At 37.2% G+C, this 20,934-nt stretch carries 14 protein-coding genes and 1 pseudogene; 11 read left to right on the plus strand and 4 right to left on the minus strand.

Annotated elements, in window-relative coordinates:
* Window positions 1–158: 158 nt before the first annotated feature.
* Window positions 159–764: a superoxide dismutase gene (locus tag M2306_RS15505; RefSeq protein ID WP_002988118.1), complete on the minus strand. Its 606-nt coding sequence runs from the start codon at window positions 762–764 to the stop codon at window positions 159–161.
* Window positions 765–867: 103 nt separating this feature from the next.
* Between M2306_RS15505 and M2306_RS15510 the strand changes: the two genes are divergently transcribed.
* The 4 genes from M2306_RS15510 to M2306_RS15525 all read left to right on the plus strand — a co-directional run bounded on the left by M2306_RS15510 (window position 868) and on the right by M2306_RS15525 (window position 9,576).
* Window positions 868–4,020 (plus strand): UvrD-helicase domain-containing protein, encoded by a 3,153-nt coding sequence (locus M2306_RS15510; protein ID WP_259189336.1) that lies wholly within the window; start codon window positions 868–870, stop codon window positions 4,018–4,020.
* A 32-nt stretch (window positions 4,021–4,052) separates the two neighbouring features.
* Window positions 4,053–5,246: a glycine C-acetyltransferase gene (gene kbl / locus M2306_RS15515; protein WP_002988113.1), complete on the plus strand. Its 1,194-nt coding sequence runs from the start codon at window positions 4,053–4,055 to the stop codon at window positions 5,244–5,246.
* A gap of 109 nt (window positions 5,247–5,355) precedes the next feature.
* Entirely contained in the window at window positions 5,356–6,747 is a 1,392-nt protein-coding gene (locus M2306_RS15520; RefSeq protein WP_115091949.1) for an OmpA family protein, read from the plus strand.
* Window positions 6,748–6,816: 69 nt separating this feature from the next.
* The gene (locus M2306_RS15525) at window positions 6,817–9,576 is read left to right on the plus strand and encodes a PD-(D/E)XK nuclease family protein (RefSeq protein WP_259189338.1); all 2,760 of its coding nucleotides are present in this window, start codon (window positions 6,817–6,819) and stop codon (window positions 9,574–9,576) included.
* A gap of 53 nt (window positions 9,577–9,629) precedes the next feature.
* On the opposite strand, the gene M2306_RS15530 is transcribed toward M2306_RS15525, so the two are convergent.
* Window positions 9,630–10,412, minus strand: coding sequence for an alpha/beta fold hydrolase (locus tag M2306_RS15530; RefSeq protein WP_259189339.1), 783 nt, complete (start codon window positions 10,410–10,412; stop codon window positions 9,630–9,632).
* Window positions 10,413–10,568: 156 nt separating this feature from the next.
* On the opposite strand from M2306_RS15530, the gene M2306_RS15535 reads away from it, so the two are divergent.
* From M2306_RS15535 to M2306_RS15560, 6 genes and pseudogenes are all read left to right on the plus strand, one after another.
* A complete protein-coding gene (locus tag M2306_RS15535) occupies window positions 10,569–11,423 on the plus strand; it encodes a ChaN family lipoprotein (protein ID WP_259189341.1) in 855 nt (284 codons plus the stop codon).
* A 182-nt stretch (window positions 11,424–11,605) separates the two neighbouring features.
* Window positions 11,606–12,433 carry a succinate dehydrogenase cytochrome b subunit gene (locus M2306_RS15540; RefSeq protein ID WP_002988100.1) on the plus strand — a complete coding sequence of 276 codons (828 nt, stop codon included), beginning with the start codon at window positions 11,606–11,608 and terminating at the stop codon, window positions 12,431–12,433.
* A 17-nt stretch (window positions 12,434–12,450) separates the two neighbouring features.
* Window positions 12,451–14,451: a fumarate reductase/succinate dehydrogenase flavoprotein subunit gene (locus M2306_RS15545; protein WP_115091945.1), complete on the plus strand. Its 2,001-nt coding sequence runs from the start codon at window positions 12,451–12,453 to the stop codon at window positions 14,449–14,451.
* Between the two features lie 51 nt (window positions 14,452–14,502).
* Window positions 14,503–15,240: pseudogene (locus M2306_RS15550) on the plus strand (succinate dehydrogenase/fumarate reductase iron-sulfur subunit); the annotation flags it as partial.
* A 131-nt stretch (window positions 15,241–15,371) separates the two neighbouring features.
* Window positions 15,372–16,157, plus strand: coding sequence for a hypothetical protein (locus M2306_RS15555; RefSeq protein WP_115091944.1), 786 nt, complete (start codon window positions 15,372–15,374; stop codon window positions 16,155–16,157).
* A 130-nt stretch (window positions 16,158–16,287) separates the two neighbouring features.
* Window positions 16,288–17,055 (plus strand): nitrilase family protein, encoded by a 768-nt coding sequence (locus M2306_RS15560; RefSeq protein WP_259189352.1) that lies wholly within the window; start codon window positions 16,288–16,290, stop codon window positions 17,053–17,055.
* 92 nt (window positions 17,056–17,147) lie between these two features.
* On the opposite strand, the gene M2306_RS15565 is transcribed toward M2306_RS15560, so the two are convergent.
* Together M2306_RS15565 and M2306_RS15570 are read right to left on the minus strand one after the other, a co-directional pair.
* On the minus strand, window positions 17,148–17,564 hold the full coding sequence (locus M2306_RS15565) for a lipocalin-like domain-containing protein (RefSeq protein WP_259189355.1): 417 nt from the start codon (window positions 17,562–17,564) through the stop codon (window positions 17,148–17,150).
* Window positions 17,565–17,584: 20 nt separating this feature from the next.
* Complete coding sequence (locus M2306_RS15570) at window positions 17,585–18,007, minus strand: lipocalin-like domain-containing protein (RefSeq protein WP_002988083.1); 423 nt, start codon at window positions 18,005–18,007, stop codon at window positions 17,585–17,587.
* A gap of 396 nt (window positions 18,008–18,403) precedes the next feature.
* On the opposite strand from M2306_RS15570, the gene M2306_RS15575 reads away from it, so the two are divergent.
* A complete protein-coding gene (locus M2306_RS15575) occupies window positions 18,404–20,911 on the plus strand; it encodes a DUF2339 domain-containing protein (protein ID WP_498882898.1) in 2,508 nt (835 codons plus the stop codon).
* Window positions 20,912–20,934: the final 23 nt, after the last annotated feature.

Here is a 20,934-nt window from a genome sequence, read left to right on the forward strand (position 1 = left end):
ATAGATAGGAAAAGTACAAAAAATTAGCGTAGCGTAGTGGGAAAAAAACGTAGAAGATTAGAAGGAAAACGAGTGATTACCTACGTTTTTCAAATAAAAAAAAGGGAAGTATCACCGATACTTCCCTTTTGCTATCTAAAGAGTAATCTCTTTATGTCTTATTTTGCTGCTGCATATCTCTTAGCAACTTCAGCCCAGTTGATTACGCTGAAGAAAGCAGAAATATAGTCAGGGCGTCTGTTTTGGTAGTTTAAGTAGTACGCATGTTCCCAAACATCCATTCCTAAGATTGGAGTTCCACCACAAGCAACACCTGGCATAAGCGGGTTGTCTTGGTTTGGTGTACCACATACTTCTAATTTACCATTTTTAACGCATAACCATGCCCAACCTGAACCAAATTGAGTAGCACCTGCTTTTGCGAAAGCTTCTTTGAAGTTTGCAAATGAACCGAAATCCTTAGCAATTGCATCTGCTAATTCTCCTGTTGGCTCTCCACCACCATTCGGGCTCATTACTGTCCAGAATAAGTTGTGGTTGTAGAAACCTCCACCGTTGTTGCGAACTGCACCATTAGCCATATCAAGGTTCTCTAAAATCTCCTCGATTGTTTTTCCTTCTAATTCAGTACCAGCAATAGCAGCATTTAAATTAGTAGTATAAGCATTGTGGTGTTTCGTATGGTGGATTTCCATTGTACGTGCGTCAATATGTGGTTCTAATGCGTCATACGCATAAGGTAATTGTGGTAATTCGAAAGCCATAATTCGTATTATTTAAAGATTAGTGTTATTTTTATTCAAATTTAGGGATTTTCTATGGAATATAAAAAATCTTAAGGGTTAATAAAAGTTAAGGGATAATTCAATGGTTAGAGCGGAAAAAGCCTCATTTTCAGTATATAATGCCTCTGCAGGTTCAGGAAAAACACATACGTTAGTAAAAGAATATTTAAAAATTGTCTTGGTCGATCGATCAGATGATGCGTATCGAAAAATTCTGGCCATTACCTTTACCAATAAAGCAGTAGCAGAGATGAAAAATCGAATTCTATCCTGCCTATATGCTTTCTCACAAAAGGAAACGGGAAACAAATTTCAGTCGATGCTCGATCAGCTTGTAGAAGAAACCGGACTGAAAGAAGAGGAAATCAAGAAAAAGTCAGAACGCATTATGAAGCATATCATTCACAACTATGCTTCTTTTGATATTTCGACGATTGATAAATTCACCCATAAGGTTATTCGCTCCTTTGCTTTTGATTTAAATCTGCCGATGAGTTTTGAAGTGTCCTTGGATTCGGATGAATTACTACAAGAAGCGGTAGATTCAGTAATTGCCAAAGCGGGAACAGATGAAGAGCTGACGAAAGTATTGATTGATTTCTCCATTGACAAAGCAGACAATGATAAGAGCTGGGATATTACCCGTGAATTGAAAGAAATGGGTGTGCTGTTGTTGAATGAGAACAACCGAGAGGAAATTGCGTTATTTGATGAGAAAACCCTGAAAGACTTCGTTGTAACGCGCGACTATTTGCGTAAAAAAATCGAGGAAATCACCAAAGAAACGAAGCAAAAAGGACAAGCAATTTGGGATTTGTTGATTGACAAAGGGGTAGATATGAAATCCTTTTCTAGAGGAACGTTTCCCAATCACCTGTTGGCCATTATCAACGATACAGACAAAAGTACCCAACGCAAATATGTAGAATTTGAAGAAGTGACGCTATTGAAGGCTGCCAAAGATCGAGATACCATTGAGGCGCTTTTGCCAGAGGTACTTCGACAGCTGGCTGTGATTTATCAATTATTTGCCAAGCGCTTATTCTATCAAGCATTTTTAAAAAATATTACGCCGCTATCGCTCTTGAATATTTTAGGTATTGAAATGCAACATATTCAGGACGAAAAAAATATGCTGTCTATCAGCCAGTTTAATGCGATTATTCACAATGAGATTCAGCACCAACCGGCTCCTTTTATTTATGAAAGACTAGGAGAACGCTACCGCCATTTCTTTATTGATGAGTTTCAAGATACTTCCGTGATGCAATGGGACAACCTTGTTCCTTTGATTGACAATGCCCTCGCAGGGGAAGATTTTGGTGTAAAGGGGACCTTAATGTTAGTAGGGGATCCAAAACAATCGATTTACCGTTGGCGTGGAGGAAAAGCAGAGCAGTTTATCGCATTGAGTAAAGAGGATAATCCCTTTTCGAATCCCGATAAGGAAGTTGTGGTTTTAGGAAAAAATTACCGCAGTTATTCGGAAGTCATTCAGTTTAATAATACCTTTTTTAATGGAGTTTCTTCCTTTTTTACGCAAGAGGATTACAAACATATTTATGAACATCAAAGTTATCAAGAGATCAACAGTAAGGTTGGAGGTTATGTCAACTTGCAATTTCTCGATGAGGGTTTGGTGGATAAGGAAAATGAAATTGACAAAGAACAGCTGTATTTACAAGCGACTTTAGCAACTATTCACCGTTGTAAGGAACAAGGATTTCAATATAGTGATATGGTGGTCTTGACGCGAAAGCGCGCCCATGGTATTGCATTAGCGAATTATTTGACTGAACAAGAGATACCGATTTTATCTTCAGATTCCCTGTTGATTAGTCATGCAACAGAAGTGCGATTAATCATGGATGTGTTGCGTTATATCCGCAATAAAGAAGACAAGGAGTCTAAAACCATGATGTTGTATTATATCGCCAATAAAAGACAGCAAGAAGCGGTTCACGATTTTATTGAAGAAGGGTTGGCCTTTACTGCTGATGCGGAGTTTGAAGCGTGGTTGTTAAGCAAAGAAGTCGTGATTTCCTTTGATCAATGTAGAAAGAAATCGCTCTATGAAGCGGTAGAGATTATTGTACGTGCTTTTTTCCCAACCAAAGCAACAAGTTCGTATGTGTTGTATTTCTTGGATATCGTATTAGAGCGCACCATCAAGAATCAATACGGAATTGGAGATTTCATCCTATATTGGGAGAATAACAACCATAAATTTAGTATCCCTACCCCTGAAGGAAAGGATGCTGTGCAACTGATGACCATCCACAAATCGAAGGGATTGGAATTTCCGATTGTTATTTTTCCGTTTGCGGAAGAGGATTATGATCGATCCAATCGAGATAAGCTTTGGGTGGAATTCGATGAGCTAGATGAAGGAATTGAATTGCCAAAAGCCTTAGTGGATGCAAAAAAAGAGGTGAAGGAGTACGGCGCTTATGCTGAAAAGCTCTATGCAGAGAAAGAACAAGAAGAATTGTTAGATAATATTAATGTGTTGTATGTAGCGCTGACCAGAGCAGAAGAACAACTGCATATTATTACAACACGCGATATGAAGACGGATGGAGAATACAAGAACAATATGTCGCGTTTCTTTATTCACTATTTACGTCAGCAAGGACTGTATCAAGAGGATGTGAATGAGTATGCCTTTGGAAACCCTCAACGGTTGTCGAAGGCAAGTGAAACAGCTTTAGATCAAAACAAATTAATTCAAAGCGTGGAGTCGCTGTTCAATTTTAATGATATCAAAATTGCTGAACGCGAAGCATTGATGTGGGATACCCAAGTTGGAGAAGCGATTGCCTACGGAAATATTACCCATAAGATCATGTCGTTTATTCAGACGGAGCAGGATATTGAACCTGCGATTGAACGCGCACTGGAAGAAGGCTTAATTGTAACAAGTGATCGAGCGAGTTTTACGCAGGCCATTCAGCAAATTATTGCGCATCCTGATTTACAGGTGTTCTTCTCGGAAGGAATGGTGTACAATGAGCGCATGATTATTGGGAAGCAAAAGAACAATCTAATTCCCGACCGCGTATTGATTCGAGAGAATAAAGCGTATTTGTTGGATTATAAAACCGGAAAACCGGAGGAAAAGTATATCAAACAATTGGCTAAATACGAGGAATCACTCCAAGAGATGGGGTATGAAGTGGCTAAAAAAGTTATTTTATATATGGGAGTGGATGATTTAAATATAATACATTTGTAAAAGAGTATAGTTAACGCTTAAAAAGAGTAAGTATGTACGGAAAAATTAAAGACCATTTACAACAAGAGTTGAAGTCGATTGAAGACAATGGTTTATTTAAAAGAGAAAGAATTATTACTTCGCCACAAGGAGCAGAGATTACAGTTTCTACAGGAGAAAAAGTATTGAATTTTTGTGCGAATAACTATTTAGGATTATCCTCACATCCAGAGGTTGTACAAGCAGCGAAAGATGCTTTGGATACCCACGGTTTTGGGATGTCATCTGTGCGTTTCATCTGTGGAACACAGGATATTCACAAACAATTAGAAGCAACAATTGCTGATTTCTACGGAACAGAAGACACGATTTTATATGCAGCAGCTTTTGATGCGAATGGTGGAGTTTTCGAACCTTTATTAGGAGCAGAAGATGCAATTATCTCAGATAGTTTAAACCACGCGTCTATTATTGATGGAGTTCGCTTGTGTAAAGCAGCGCGTTACCGTTATGAAAATAACGATATGGCTGATTTAGAGCAACAGTTGATTAAAGCAAATGAAGCGGGACACCGTTTCAAGATTATCGTAACGGATGGTGTATTCTCTATGGATGGATTAGTAGCGCCATTAGATAAGATCTGTGACTTAGCAGATAAATACGATGCTTTAGTTATGGTAGATGAGTGCCATGCTGCTGGATTTATTGGAGCAACAGGAAAAGGGACAATGGAAGCGAAAAACGTAATGGGACGTGTAGATATCATTACGGGTACTTTAGGAAAAGCATTAGGTGGTGCAATGGGAGGTTATACAACAGGTAAAAAAGAAATTATCGAGTTGTTGAGACAACGTTCTCGTCCTTATTTATTCTCAAATTCATTGGCGCCAATGATTGTAGGAGCATCCTTGAAGGTGTTTGAACTATTGAAAAAAGACACCAAACTACGCGACCAATTAGAGTGGAATACCAATTACTTTAAAGCGGGAATGAAAAAAGCTGGATTTGATTTTATCGATGGAGATTCTGCTATTGTTCCAGTGATGTTATACGATGCAAAATTATCGCAAGAGATGGCAGATCGTCTATTGACAAAAGGAGTTTATGTGATTGGATTCTTCTATCCAGTTGTGCCACAAGGAAAAGCGAGAATTAGAGTTCAATTATCCGCAGCACATACACAAGAACACCTTGATAAAGCTATTCAAGCCTTTATTGAAGTAGGAAAAGAACTAAATGTAATCTAAATATTAAGTTTTTTTAGTAAATCATAATAATTGTTAAGAATAAAATTTGTTAACTACACATATAATTGTATTTTTGTTTTAACATTACAATAAATAGAAAAATAAAGTTATGAAACATCTCAACAAATTAATTGCAGCGGCAATACTATGTGCGGGGCTTTCGACTCAAGCACAGGATGCCGACCATCCGTGGGCTGTAACTATTGGTGCGAATGCTGTAAACACTAAAGTTAGTTCGGCTAAAGGGTTTTCACACAAAATGGGAGGTTATTTCCAAACTTCGGATTGGAATATTTTGCCATCAATCTCTTATTTGAACGTATCTAGATATCTAGGTGATGGATTTTCATTGGGAGTAGTAGGATCTGTGAATAAAATTGAAAAATTTATTTCAGATGAATCTGAAGGATACTTAAAGTACAACCCTGGTGATTTGTCATACTATGGTATTGACGCAGAAGTTAAATATAGCTTCAAAGAATTATTAAACACTAAAGTAGTTGACCCATTCTTATTAGTAGGTGGAGGTTATACTTTTATGGGTGATGCAAGTGCTGGTACTGTGAATGGAGGTTTAGGGTTAAACTTTTGGTTTACTCAAAACATCGCTTTAACAGTTCAATCTACTTACAAACACTCATTTGACGATACAAGAGATCCAAATGTAGATGTAGCATCACACATGCAACACTTCATGGGGATTCGTTTCCAATTTGGAGGAAAAGATACAGATGGAGATGGAATCTTAGACAAATATGACGAGTGTCCAGATGTTCCTGGTTTAGCAGAATTCAACGGATGTCCTGATACAGACGGTGATGGTATTCCAGATCATTTAGATGAGTGTCCAGATGTTCCAGGTTTAGCAGAATTCAACGGATGTCCTGATACAGACGGTGATGGTATTCCAGATCATTTAGATGAGTGTCCAGACGTTCCAGGTTTAGCAGAATTCAACGGATGTCCTGATACAGACGGTGACGGTGTGCCAGATCATAAAGATGAGTGTCCTGAAGTACCTGGTCCAAAAGAAAACAAAGGTTGTCCTTGGCCAGATAGAGACGGAGACGGAGTGCCTGATCATTTAGATGAGTGCCCAGATGTTCCTGGTCCTGCTTCAAATAGAGGATGTCCAGAAATCAAAGAAGAGCAAGTAAAACAACTTAACGACTATGGAAAAACAATCTTATTCCATACAGGTAAGTTTACATTCCAAGATGCTTCTTACGCTGTTTTAGATAACATCGTGAAAATCATGAAAGAATACCCTACTGCTAAATTCCACATCGCTGGATATACTGATAGTACTGGATCTGACAAAATCAACGTTCCGTTATCTGATAACAGAGCTAACGCAGTAAAAGTTTACTTAGTAGAGAAAGGTGTTGATGCTAGCCGTTTAACTTCTAAAGGTTACGGATCTGCTGAACCAATCGCTTCTAACAAAACTGTTAAAGGACGTGAGTTAAACAGACGTGTTGAAATTCAATTACAAAAATAATTAGGATCTATCCTAAGATAGAAAAGGGCTTCGAGTATTCGAAGCCCTTTTTTTATTACCTTTATTCACATGAGTCAACAACGTTTTTTAAATCAATTCTGCGCTGAAATAAAAAAGGATTTCCCTTTGTCTATGGACGACTTAGTGGTCGTATTACCCAATAAACGAGCGAAAGTCTTCTTGTTGGAACAGCTGAAATCATTTTACGATAGCAGTGTTTTTGCTCCAACCATTATCAGTGTTGAAGAATTGGTACAGGATATTGCTCAATTAAGAGGAATTGACTCGATTGAGCTCTTGTTTGAATTTTATCTGGTTTATAAACAGCTATTGCAAGATAAAGCTGAGGATTTCGACTATTTTGTCAACTGGGCGCGAATGTTGCTTCAGGATTTTAATGAAGTTGACCGTTATTTGTTGAACCCTCAACATGTTTTTAGTTACTTAAAAGATATTGAAGATATCAACCATTGGGCTGTGGATGTCAATCAACAGACGGATATCGTAAAGAATTACCTTCAGTTTTGGGAGCAAATTCCGGGGTATTATGCCGCTTTATATCAGCACCTCCAAGCTAAGAAAATCGGCTACCAAGGAATGATTTATCGCGAAGCGGTTGCCGTGCATAAAGATTTTGTAAAAGCGAATGATAAGCAGTATTATTTTGCAGGATTTAACGCATTAAATGCTGCGGAAGAAGTGATTATTCAGCATTTCTTAATTGAAGGGAGAGCCCGTGTTTTTTGGGATATTGATGAGGTATTCCTTCATGATGCCTATCATGATGCGGGGTTATTCTTGAGAAGAATCAAACAAAAATGGACTTATTATCAAAATCACCCTTTTGAATGGATTACGACCTCTTTTAGTGAAGAGAAAAATATCGAAATTATCCAAACACCTAAAAGTGTAGGTCAGGCAAAGATTGTCGGTTCTATTATTGACAAAGAGTTAGCAAAAGGTACGTCGCTGGATGAGATTGCCGTTGTTTTAGGAGATGAAAATTTACTACAACCTGTCTTGTATGGGTTGCCTAGTACTGTGGGTAGTTTAAATATTACGATGGGGTACAGCGGAAATAGTAGCCCCGTACAGCTGTTTTTGAATAAGATATTCAAGATGCATTTGGCAGCAGTTCGCCGAGGTGGAAAACAATATGTATTCTATTACCGCGATGTTTTGGAAGTATTGACCAGTCCTGTGATGGAAGGGTTGTTTGAAGTGGGGGCAGTAGTGTCGGAAATACAGAAGAAAAACTTGACGTTCTTCTCGTTTGATCGCTTTGAATCGTGGATTACAGCTTCAGATGAAGAAACGAAACGACTTGTTTTTGCTCCTTGGAAAGATCAAACGCCAGCGGCTATATTAAAGCGTTTAATTGCCTTGATTATTCAGGTTAAAAATAAATTAGCGACGGATAGTCAACAAAATCGTCTGATGAAGACCTTTTTGTTTACGACCTATAACCTGTTGAACCGCTTGTTGTCCTATTGCGAAAAATACCCGTTTATTCACTCTATTGAATTACTTCAGGTGTTGTATAAGCAAATCATGGATATGAGCGAGGTGTCTTTTGAAGGAGATCCGTTGGAGGGACTCCAAATCATGGGAATCTTAGAAAGCAGGGTATTGGATTTCGAAACGGTGATTCTTACTTCAGTGAATGAAGGGAAGTTTCCATCGGGAAAAAGTCAGAATTCCTTTATTCCGTATGATGTAAAAAGAGAATTGGGGTTACCAACGTATAAAGAAAAGGATGCGATTTATAGCTTTCACTTCTACCATTTGCTGTTGCGTGCCAAACAGGTGTATTTAATTTATAATTCCCAAGCGGAGGGCATGGATGCTGGTGAGAAGAGTCGATTTTTAGCGCAATTGGAGATGGAAACACAGCCGAAACATCACTTGGTTAATGTGACCTATTCAGCCTATTTGCCTGATAAAGCCTATGCGCCTATTGCAATTGAAAAGTCAGCGGAATTGATGGCAAAGCTCAAAGATATCGCGACAATTAAAGGATTTTCACCTTCTGCTTTAACGGCTTATTTGCGCAATCCTTTGCAGTTTTATATTCAACAAGTATTGCGTATTCGCGAAGTGGATGAGGTTGAAGAGAGTGTAGCCTTGAATACCTTGGGTACTATTATTCACAATGCGTTAGAAAACCTCTATCAGCCTTATGTTGGAAAGGTATTAACCGTTTCGATGATTAAAGAGATACAACTCAAAGCAGATGAAGAGGTTCAGAAGCAGTTTGAGGAAATTTACAATAGCGATAAGGAGAAAATGGGAAAAAACCTATTGGCTTTTGAAGTCGCTAAGCGAAATGTGTATCATTTCTTGCGAGAAGAACTGAAGGGATTAGAACAAGGCGATGAAGTGGAACTATTGGCGTTAGAAACGCGTTTGGAACATGTACTAGAAGATCCTCGTTTACCTTATCCCATTAAGCTATTCGGATTTGTGGATCGCATTGAAAACCGAAATGGAAAAATTCGCGTTATTGATTATAAAACAGGAAAAGTAGAGTCGAATCAAGTAAAACTATCCCAATGGGAAGGCTTGACCGAACATTTGAAGAATGATAAGATTATTCAGCTGTTGTGTTATGCGTTAATGTATGCGGAAAAAGGAGTTTTAGCTTCTTTAGAAGCAGGAATTTATTCTTTCAAAAATCGCAGAGAAGGGTTCTTGTTTTTTGGGGTTCGCGAAGGAAGAGCCGTGGATCACGATATTACTCCTGTCGTTTTAGCGGCTTTCAAAGAAGAATTGATTAAGCTTATCTTGGTTATATTAGATGGAGAAACTCCTTTTGTGGAGACCTTATAAAAAAAGCGAGAATATAGTTATTCTCGTTTTTTTGTTGCTTTATCGTTGATGAACTATTTTACGAGTTCATTGAGTTGTTGCTTGAGTGCTTCTTTTTGTTCAATAGGAAGCATATGCCCGCCTTCAAATGTTGTCACAGTGGCTTTGGTTCCTAAGGTTTGATCGAAGGTCTCTTGATAGGGCATAACAGGATCGTCCTTCCCTAGAATAAAAGCAATGGTGTAAGGAGCAAAGTGTAAGAGTACTTCTCTGTCAATTCGCGTTTTCATTCCCTCTAACGCTGCAATAACGCCTTGGGTAGATGTTTTTAGAGCTTCTTCTCGGGTATAGTTGATTTCTGCTTCATGTAACGGTCTAACGGCATCTGTAAATAAGTTGTTGATTGCCATCGTAATAAACATAGGAGCATTTTTCTTGATGAGTTCAATTGCTCGATCTCTGTTTTGTACGCGTTCAGGACTATCCGCACGTGCCGTAGAATTAATTAAGACGATGTTTTTGACATAATCAGGATAGAGTTCTGCAAATGCCAAAGAAACATAACCGCCCATAGAGTGCCCAATTAAAGTGACTCTCTTTAGTTTCAAATGAGTGACTACAGCATGAACCGCATCGGCCATATCTTCCATGCTGTGAATATAACCTAAGCAACCCGTATCACCATGACCCAATAAGTCAATGCTAATCACACGGTGTTTAGTTGAGAAATACGTCATATAATCTTCCCACATTTTGGCGTTTTCTAAAAAACCATGGAGGAAAATTAACGCATTGCCTTTACCACTATCGTAGTAATTGATCTGAATATTCTTATATAGTAACGATTTTGGAATCATTAGATGTGTTTTGTTGAGCAAGCAAAAGTAAAGGTTGCAAAACGAAAAAAAAACTTTCTACCCTAGAATTGCTTTCTCTTAACACGTATTTTTATTTTTATTTATTCTAAATTATTCAAATAGAATTATCTTTGGGACTTATAAAACAGCGTAAACATGAAATATATCTATAGCGTATTATTCGCTCTATTAGTTGGAACCGTTTTTGCAAGTGAAGGGCAACCGTACCAAATTTACAATGCGAAAGGAAAGAAAGTGACCTATAAACAAATGATCAAAACATTGGGGAAATCGGATGTAGTGTTATTTGGAGAATATCACAATAATTCTTTGGGGCATTGGTTACAATTGAAGGTAACAGAAAGTTTAGGTGCAAAACAAGAACTTGTGTTAGGGGCTGAGATGTTTGAAGCAGACAATCAAGAAGGCTTGTCCAACTATGTGGAAGGAAAGATCTCTGAAGAGGATTTCGCAAAAGAGGTGCGTTTATGGAATAACTATAAAGGCGATTATCGACCGTTGGTTGAATATGCGAAGCAACATCAGGCTCCTTTTATCGCGACTAATGTACCACGTCGTTATGCCAGTTTGTTATTTAAAGGTGGAATGGAAGCTTTAGATACTTTAAAAGTAGAAGAAAAAGCATGGATTGCACCCCTTCCTTTTCCTTATGATCCTGAATTACCTGGATATAAAGAGATGTTGACCATGTTTGATGCGGATCATGTGAATGAAAATTTACCTAAAGCTCAGGCAGTTAAAGATGCAACAATGGCACACTTTATTCAGTCTAATATAGCACCAAATAAGTTGTTTGTACACTATAATGGGTCATACCATAGCAACAACTATGAAGGTATTTTCTGGTATTTAAAAAATTATGCTCCACAGCTGAAAGTTGCTACAATTACTATGGTTGAAGCCGATCAGGTAGGGAATTTCGAAAAACTCAATCTAGGTTTAGCCGACTTTATTCTTGTTATAGATGCGAATATTTTAAAGTCGTTTTAGAATCTTTTAGGAAAATATACTATTTGGTCTTAAATCTAGTTTCATTCTGGTTTTTTTTTAAGTAAAATAAGGTAAAAAACTTTGTTTATATTCAATATAAATAAACGCTCATACATTGTGGATAACGTTAATTAGGTGTATTTTTGAGAGATTTTTTCAAGAAAAACAATTAAAATTACATTATGGCAAAATCTGCACTTTTAAAGTCATCCATTGCAAAAAAATATTGGATGTCTCTTACTGGGTTATTTTTATGCTTGTTTCTAGTTGGTCACTTGATAGGGAATCTTCAGTTGATTTTTGGGGATGCGTCAAAATTCAATGAGTATGCCTTATTCATGACAACTAATCCAGCTGTAAAAGTATTATCTTATGTTACGTATATCTCAATCCTTTTCCACGCGATTGATGGTATAGTTCTTACGGTTCAAAACAAAAAAGCTCGTCCTATCGGATACGCGAAGAACAATGCTGGTGCAAACAGTAAATGGGCTTCTCGTAATATGGCGGTTTTAGGAACTTTATTATTAGTTTTTATTGTGACGCACATGGTTAACTTCTGGGCGAAAATGCACTTTACGGCTATGCCTTTGCAAACAATAGAAGTTACAGTTGAAGGTCAAGAGGAACCGATTACAATTTACAAAACTGTTCAAGAGCAGCCAATCGACGTTAGAGCGGTTGAAATGGGACAATTGGAAATTAAAGGAACTGCTTTTTATCAAAAAGGCATGGACTTAAAAATTGCAGATGGTTACAAAGATTTACATAAAATTACAATTGAGTTCTTTAAAGATCCTTCTACAGGATTGATTAGCACAATTTTATATGTAATCGCAATGATTGTTCTTGGATTCCATTTATCTCATGGTTTTGCAAGTGCATTCCAATCTTTAGGGATAAATAATCCAAAGTATAACTGTTTGATTAAAGGTTTAGGTTATGCATTCGCATACTTAGTACCAGCTTTATTTGCGATCATTCCATTATACATTCACTTTATTAAATAGTCCTAAAGAAATTGATTATGAAATTAGATTCAAAGATACCTCAAGGACCAATCGATAAGAAATGGTCTGATTATAAAAACCACATTAAATTAGTTAACCCTGCAAATAAACGTAACATTGATGTTATCGTTGTAGGAACAGGATTAGCTGGTGGATCAGCTGCTGCAACTTTAGCAGAGCTTGGTTATAATGTAAAAGCATTTTGTTATCAAGATTCACCTCGTCGTGCGCACTCAATTGCTGCACAAGGAGGGATTAACGCTGCTAAAAACTACCAAGGGGATGGTGACTCAATCTACAGATTATTCTATGATACTGTAAAAGGAGGAGATTACCGTGCACGTGAAGCAAACGTTCACCGTTTGTCGGAAGTTTCAGCGAATATTATTGACCAATGTGTGGCTCAAGGTGTGCCATTAGCACGTGAGTACGGTGGTTTATTAGACAACCGTTCTTTCGGAGGAACGCAAGTTTCTCGTACTTTCTACGCAAAAGGACAAACAGGTCAACAATTATTGTTAGGAGCATACTCTGCAATGAACCGTCAAATCGGTCGTGGTAAAATCAAAATGTACAACCGTCATGAAATGCTTGACTTAGTACTAGTTGATGGAAAAGCAAGAGGTATTATTGCTCGTAACTTGATTAATGGTGAGATTGAGCGTCATTCTGGACACGCAGTAGTTATTGCTACAGGTGGTTACGGAAACGTATTCTTCTTATCAACAAATGCAATGGGTTCAAACGTTACTGCTGCTTGGAAAGCACACAAACGTGGAGCATACTTCGCTAACCCTTGTTTTACACAAATTCACCCAACTTGTATTCCTGTTACTGGAGACCACCAATCAAAATTAACTTTGATGTCTGAGTCTTTACGTAATGACGGACGTATTTGGGTTCCAAAGAAAATGGAAGATGCTGTTGCAATTAGAGAAGGTAAATTAAAACCAACACAAATTGCAGAAGAAGATAGAGATTACTACTTAGAAAGAAGATACCCATCATTCGGAAACTTAGTACCACGTGACGTTGCTTCTCGTGCTGCTAAAGAAAGATGTGATGCTGGATATGGTGTTAACGCAACAGGTGAGGCAGTTTACTTAGACTTCGCTTCTGCTATTGAGCGTTACGGTAAAGAACAAGCGCGTATTCACCACTTAGATGAAAACGATGCTAAATTGGTTTACAAATTAGGTAGAGACGTTGTAGAGAATAAATACGGAAACTTATTCCAAATGTATGAGAAAATCGTTGATGAGGATCCATACACTACACCAATGATGATTTACCCTGCTGTTCACTATACAATGGGTGGAGTTTGGGTTGATTACAACTTAATGTCAACAATCGAAGGATGTTATGTAATTGGTGAAGCGAACTTCTCTGATCACGGAGCGAACCGTTTAGGGGCTTCTGCGTTGATGCAAGGATTAGCAGACGGATATTTCGTATTACCTTATACAATCGGTGATTACTTAGCTGATGATATTCGTACAGGTGCGATTCCAACAGATTTACCAGAATTTGATGCTGCGGAGAAAAATGTACAAGGTATGATTGATCACTTAATGAACAATAAAGGATCACATTCAGTAGATTACTTCCACAAAAAATTAGGTAAAATCATGTGGGATAAAGTAGGTATGGCTCGTAATGCACAAGGTCTAAATGAAGCAATGGACGAAATTGCTGTGTTAAGAGAGGAATTCTACAAAGACGTGAAAGTATCTGGAACTGCAGATAGCTTTAACCAAGAACTAGAAAAAGCGCTTAGAGTTGCTGACTTCTTAGAGTTAGGAGAATTATTCGCGAAAGATGCTTTACACCGTGAAGAATCTTGTGGAGGTCACTTCCGTGAAGAACACCAAACTGAAGATGGAGAAGCACAACGTGATGATGAGAACTTTGCTTATGCTGCTGCATGGGAGTACAAAGGAAATCCTAGAGACGCTGTTCTACACAAAGAAGACTTGGTGTATGAAAATATTAAGTTGGTAACTCGTAGTTATAAATAATATTGAGGTATTGATTCTTGAATCATATCTTGTTGTAAAAATTCGATGCAGATGAATCTTACATTAAAAATATGGCGTCAAAAAAACGCTAAAGAACAAGGAAAAATAGTTGAATATAAAATCAATGATGTTTCTCCTGATATGTCTTTCTTAGAAATGCTTGATGTTCTAAACAACGAGCTAATTGAGAAAGGGGATGATCCCGTAGCATTTGACCACGACTGTCGTGAAGGTATTTGTGGAATGTGTTCGTTATTTATTAATGGACAAGCACACGGACCAGATAGAGGAGTTACTACTTGTCAGTTACACATGAGAAAGTTCAAAAATGGTGATACTATTTATATTGAACCATTTAGAGCAAAAGCTTTCCCAGTAATCAAAGACTTAGTAGTTGACCGTACCGCTTTTGATAAAATTCAACACGCAGGAGGATTTATTTCGGTAAATACTTCTGGTAATACACAAGACGCAAATGCTATTCCAATTCCAAAGCACGATGCAGATAAGTCATTTGACGCTGCTACTTGTATTGGTTGTGGTGCATGTGTGGCTACGTGTAAAAACTCTTCAGCTATGTTATTCGTATCTGCAAAAGTTTCTCAATTTGCTTTGTTGCCACAAGGTAAAGTAGAAGCTGCAGACCGTGTAATGAACATGGTAGCTGAAATGGACGCTTTAGGCTTCGGTAACTGTACTAATACAGGTGCTTGTGAGGTTGAATGTCCAAAAGGTATTTCTCTAGAGAATATTGCTCGTATGAACAGAGAATACTTAAAAGCACGCCTTATAATTGATTTTAATATTTTTTTGAAAAAGGAAAAAGCAGCACATTTGTGCTGCTTTTTTTATTAGCATAATTTGCATTTTGGATTCGTTAACATACATTTGCTTTTTATTAACACAAATTTCAAAATTTAATGAAAACCTTACTACTTAGCATTTTATTGTTATTCTCTTCTCTTATTTCCTATGGACAGCTCGGTTTCGCAGCTACAGATGTAAATCATGGAAAAACAGTCCTCACATTTAAAAACGGTTCAAAAGAAACAGGGAAAATTAGAGAGAAATTCACTGCTTTTGGATCTCAATATACCGATCCGTACGAATTTAAGTTTAAGAGCGATGGAGCAAAGGACTATCGCCCTGTTTCATCTAGAGATATAATTTCAGTAGAGGTTTACGATAAAAAGGATGAGATACACTCTACTGTATATTATCCTGTTCGCATTCGAAAATTTGATAAAAAATATGAGTTTTCAGATAAGTATGTTGTTGATTTCTTTCCGTTGAATACATATAAAGATGTTCCGTATGCCAAACTGTTATTTTTAGATAATGGGAGATTAATTTTTACCCATTTTTATTTTCCTGTAGCCAATACCGATTACTTTTTCTTTTTCCATGCCGCTTATCGCAGAACAGATCGCGAGACTGCTCAGTTTATGATGCTAATGGATAAAAACTGCAAAGCTTTTCAGACGTATTTGCAAGAAAATTATATTGACTCAAAGAACTATAAAGAAGAGTATAAACAGGCTTTGGCAGATTTTAAAGCAACTAAAAAGGAATTTATTGCAAACAGAATAGCAAATGGATCTTCCAAGAAATTGGCTAAATTGGAATATAAAAGCGAAGTAGATTTCGTCTTTTTTAGACAAATATTAGCTAAATACAGTGAACTTTGTACACATGAAAATCATTAAAAAGATAAAAGGAGAAACAATTGTTTCTCCTTTTATCTTTTTAAGACTAACCTAAAGGGGAGGTTTCTCTTTGATGCGGAAATAACATCCTAAGAATATTTTGTATTTTTGAGTGATTAAAATGAGCAGGATGAAAATAGCTTTAATTCAGGCTCCCTTAGTTTGGGAGGATATAGAACAGAATACAACATACTTTAAAAATCAATTACACCAAATTGAACCAGGAACAGATTTGGTTGTATTGCCAGAGATGTTTACTTCAGGCTTTACAATGAATCCTGAGCGCGTTTTTATGACTATGCAAGACAAGTTTATTGCTGAACTACAATCGTGCTGTAAATCGCTTGATTTTGCGTTAATCGGTAGTATGGTCATCAAAGAAGAAGAGTTGTATTATAATCGGTTGTTTTTTATTTGGCCAACGGGTGAATTTAAAACCTACGATAAACGCCATTTGTTTTCGCTGGCAGGGGAAGAAAAGGTATATGCGCCTGGAACAAGCCGCTTAGTTGTTGAATACAAAGGGTGGAATATCTGTCCTTTAGTATGTTACGATTTGCGTTTCCCAGCCTTTGCCCGCAACGTTGGGGAGGCCTATGATATATTGCTGTACGTAGCCAGCTGGCCTGATCAGCGCATTTATGCTTGGGATTCACTGCTAAAAGCACGCGCCATTGAGAATATGAGTTATGTAGTAGGGGTTAATCGATGTGGTGAAGACCAAAATGACAACCAGTATACAGGGCATTCGCAGGTGATTGACTATATGGGACACTACCTCATTGAACCACAACAAGGCGAAGAGGTGCGTTATTGTACGCTAGATAAAACAATACAAGACAAAGCGAGAAATCGATTTGCTTTTCTGAAAGATGCAGATGAAATTGAACTAAAATAGAAGCGTACAAGAAGAAAGATAAGATGTTCCAATGGAACCAAAAAAAGAGAGCTACCCAATTGGGTAGCTCTTCATATAAAAAGAAATGCCTTTTATTGTTTTGTAAACGTTTCGATCGTTCCATCGACGTCTAGTTTCAGGGTGTTACCCGCTACTAATTCGTATTTAAATGTACTGATTTTTACTGAAGCAGGATCATTGTTGGCAACTTCACTTTCGAAAACTAGTGTGTTATCTACAAGTTTCCATTTCGTAAAAATCATTGCCGTATCATTTACTGCAACCATAGTACCATCCTCTTTTAATTCAAAACCTTGTAGTACACTAGGATTTGCCTGATTGGGTTGTGTCCAAATACCAACTAAGGAAGTTGCAGGAGCTACTTCTGGAGTAGGTTGTTCTGTTACTTCTGGAGTTTCTTCCACTACAGTTGCTTCTTTTTGATCTTTACAAGAAGCGAATGCTAAAGCTACAAAAGCCAAAGCAAGTACAGTTTGTTTTGTTTTCATCTACTAAATCTAAAAACAGATTACTTTCTAGTGAAAGAGTCTTTTGACTCCCCGTTAAGTAGGTTTAATGTGTTACCATCAACTACTTCAAATTGGTAAGATACAGTATCAATACTTGATGTACCATTACCGATGCTTTCTTGTTCCAAGAATAATTTATCTCCTTCTACCCACCACTTTTTAGTTTGAAGTGTAGCCATATTAATTGAAGCTGCTGTTCCGTCTTCTTTTAATTCGAAACCTTGTACTTCTTTGTCATTAATAGGGTTAGGTTGTGTCCAAGAAGCAACTAATACTTTGGTGTCTACAGCAGGTGCCGCAACCTCTTCTACTACTTCAGTAGTTGTTGTTTCTTCAGTCACAGGAGCTTCTTTTTGGTCTTTACAAGAAGCGAAAGCGATAGCTAAAAATGCGATAGCTAAAGTCATTTTTGTTAATCTCATCGTGGATTAAATTTTAATTTTGATAGATCAAATGTATAGCAGGAAAGTGTGAAAAAATCATTTTAATACTAATTTAACTATGTTTATAATTATCACTATTACAGCTTGTTATGTGTGTGTTTTTTCGTTTGTTTCCTTTTTTTAGTTAAATATTTACGAGGTGCTTTTTAAAAGATTCTTACACAAGGATAAAATGGTGAAAAGTTTTAAAAAAACACGTAGAGTAGGTGCGTGAATCCTATTGAATCGTAACTTGTGTAAAAGGATGTTCAGATTCACTATCATTAGGGAGTAAAAGTGTTTGTTTTTTTGGTTAATTTTGGTAATTAACCAAAAAGGTGCTTGCCGAACTTAGATTGTTCAGGGATTGCTATTCTCAACTAAAGCAGAAACGATATGGAGTTTTTAATTTTACTTATACTAGTCATTGCAATGATCTTGCTTATTAGGGTGACTAATAAATTTGATAAAGTCAATACGCAACTGGAACAATCCAATCGAATGGTGGATGGTTTGTCTCACATGCTAAAAAAACTACAAGGGGATATAGATAGCCTCAAAGGCAAGGAAATCAGTTCAACGCCTACAACTGCGGAGCAGGAAGTGGAGCGCGAGGTAGTGTCATCGCCGATTCCTATTGAACATCCTGTAGAAACAATACGCCCTCCAGTTGAAGAAGAGGTGATGATACCCGAACCGATTCAGACGGTAGTTGAGCCAAAAGAAGAAATTCTACCTCCTCCTATACCTACTATGGCAGATCGTGTATATCAAGTTGCGGATGAAGTGCACCCTAAGGTGTATGCTGTAGTACGAGAGCAGGAAGATAGCAAGTTTGTCAAAGCATTGAAAGAGTTAAATTGGTTGAATGCTATTGGTGTTATCACGCTGGTATTGGGAATAGGATTCTTTGTGAAGTATGCGATAGACCAAGATTGGATTAATGAAATTGGACGTGTGGCGTTAGGAGTTGCAGTTGGAGGAATAGTCGCGGGAATAGCCCATAAATTAAGTACGAAGTACCACGTATTCTCCTCTATATTAATGGGAGGAAGTTTGGCAATCTTGTATACAACGATTACTTTGGCTTTTAGAGAATATCAACTATTTAATCAGACTGTCACGTTTATTATATTAAGTGTCATCACGGTACTAGCCGTGTGTTTATCTATTGCCTATAAGAGGCAAGAACTCGCTATTTTTGCCTTTATTGGAGGCATGTTAGCACCGCTCTTAATTAGTACGGGGAACGGAAATCACTTGGTGTTGTTTTCGTATATCTTCCTATTGAATACAGGGGTACTTATTGTGGCTGTTCGTCAAAGATGGTTGTTGGTTGATAAGTTTAGTTATGTATTGACTTATTTATATTTAATTGCTTGGATTGTACTAAAAGTGAATAAAGAATACCAAGCAGATGCCATCTTCTTTACTTCTTTATTTTTCTTGCAGTTTATGGTCTTGTTGGTGTTGCGTTATATCAAGAATTCGAAAGAAAAATCGGATGTGGGTCAGCTGCTATATATCACAGTGGTTAATTTTACTTCTTTGATTTGTTTCTTCATGATACAAGCAAATAGCATGGGGACTAATTATCTAGGGGTAATTATTGTGGGTATGGCTTTAATTAATGCTTTATTTATCGTGCTGACAACAAGAGCTAAAACAGCGCCAATCGATAAAAACTTTACCTATACGTTATTAGCTATTACTATCGGATTGGTATCTTTGGCGATACCTGTACAGTTAAGCAAGGTCTATATCACGATTGTATGGGCTGTAGAAATGAGTGTTTTATTTTGGATTTGGACGCGTTCCAAAGCCAATCTGTTCCGAATAGGTTCAATTGTATTGGGAGTTCTTACATTGGTTTCTTATTTGATCGATATTCGAAGCTTTAATCCAACGCTGATTTACGATATAGAACAAGATAAAAATAGTATCGTTGATATCCTGCCTATTGTCATAAACCAATATACCTTAACGGGAATTGTCATCTTGTTGTCGTTTTTCTTTATTTATTACATCACAGGAAAAAAACCAGTAGTTGAGGAAGATACAATAGGTTTGAAAAGCATGCAACAGCCAACATCTGCTGAGATACACAAGGTTTTAACTAGTTTATTACTGGTATTAGCTTATGGAATCGGGTTCTTGGAAATCTCGTATCAGGTAGGTGCCCGAATAGAATATCCTAATCTGGGTGTCACAGATGGTATCTATAAGTTTCCTTTCAGCTTAGTTACGTATACAGTAGTATATGCAGCGGTATATTTGATATTTTATAAAAAGAAGATGACCAAACTCTTCTATTCCATCAACCTTGCGGTATCAGGTATATTACTTCTGCTTTTCGCAATTGCTGTAAGCTCCTTGAGAAAAGATATCTTTTATTTTGGCGAGTATTCGCCTGCGTATTTTACTTTACATCTCGTAGCAATTGGAGCTTTTGCTTATTTCTACTTTAGGTTATATAACAACATTCAGTTGCTTTCCGTCGAAAGTTATAAATGGGTACACGCCTTGTTATTTGCCTCGTTAGTACTGCTTTCGTCAGTAGAACTTGATAACCTCGTTGTGTGGATGGTTAGTACAGAAGAGATGTATAAAGCTGTTTTATCAGATGTCCATGCCTATGGTTATCCAATCCTTTGGGGCTTGATGGCGATGTTGCTCATGATTATTGGGATGAATAAAGAGAAGGCAGAATTGAGAAAGCTATCATTAATCAGTTTCGGGATTATCATATTGAAATTCTATTTATATGATGTTTGGCGCATGAATCAAGGGGGAAAGATTGCATCTTTTGTCGTGTTGGGGGTAATCCTTTTAGTGGTATCTTTCCTTCTAGAGCGCATTAAATTATTGCTAAAAGATAAAGAAGAGCAACATCGTGAGCAATAGAATAAGTCTCTTGTTTTTATTGC

Source organism: Myroides gitamensis (assembly GCF_029894455.1).
Classification (GTDB): Bacteria; Bacteroidota; Bacteroidia; order Flavobacteriales; family Flavobacteriaceae; genus Flavobacterium; species Flavobacterium odoratum.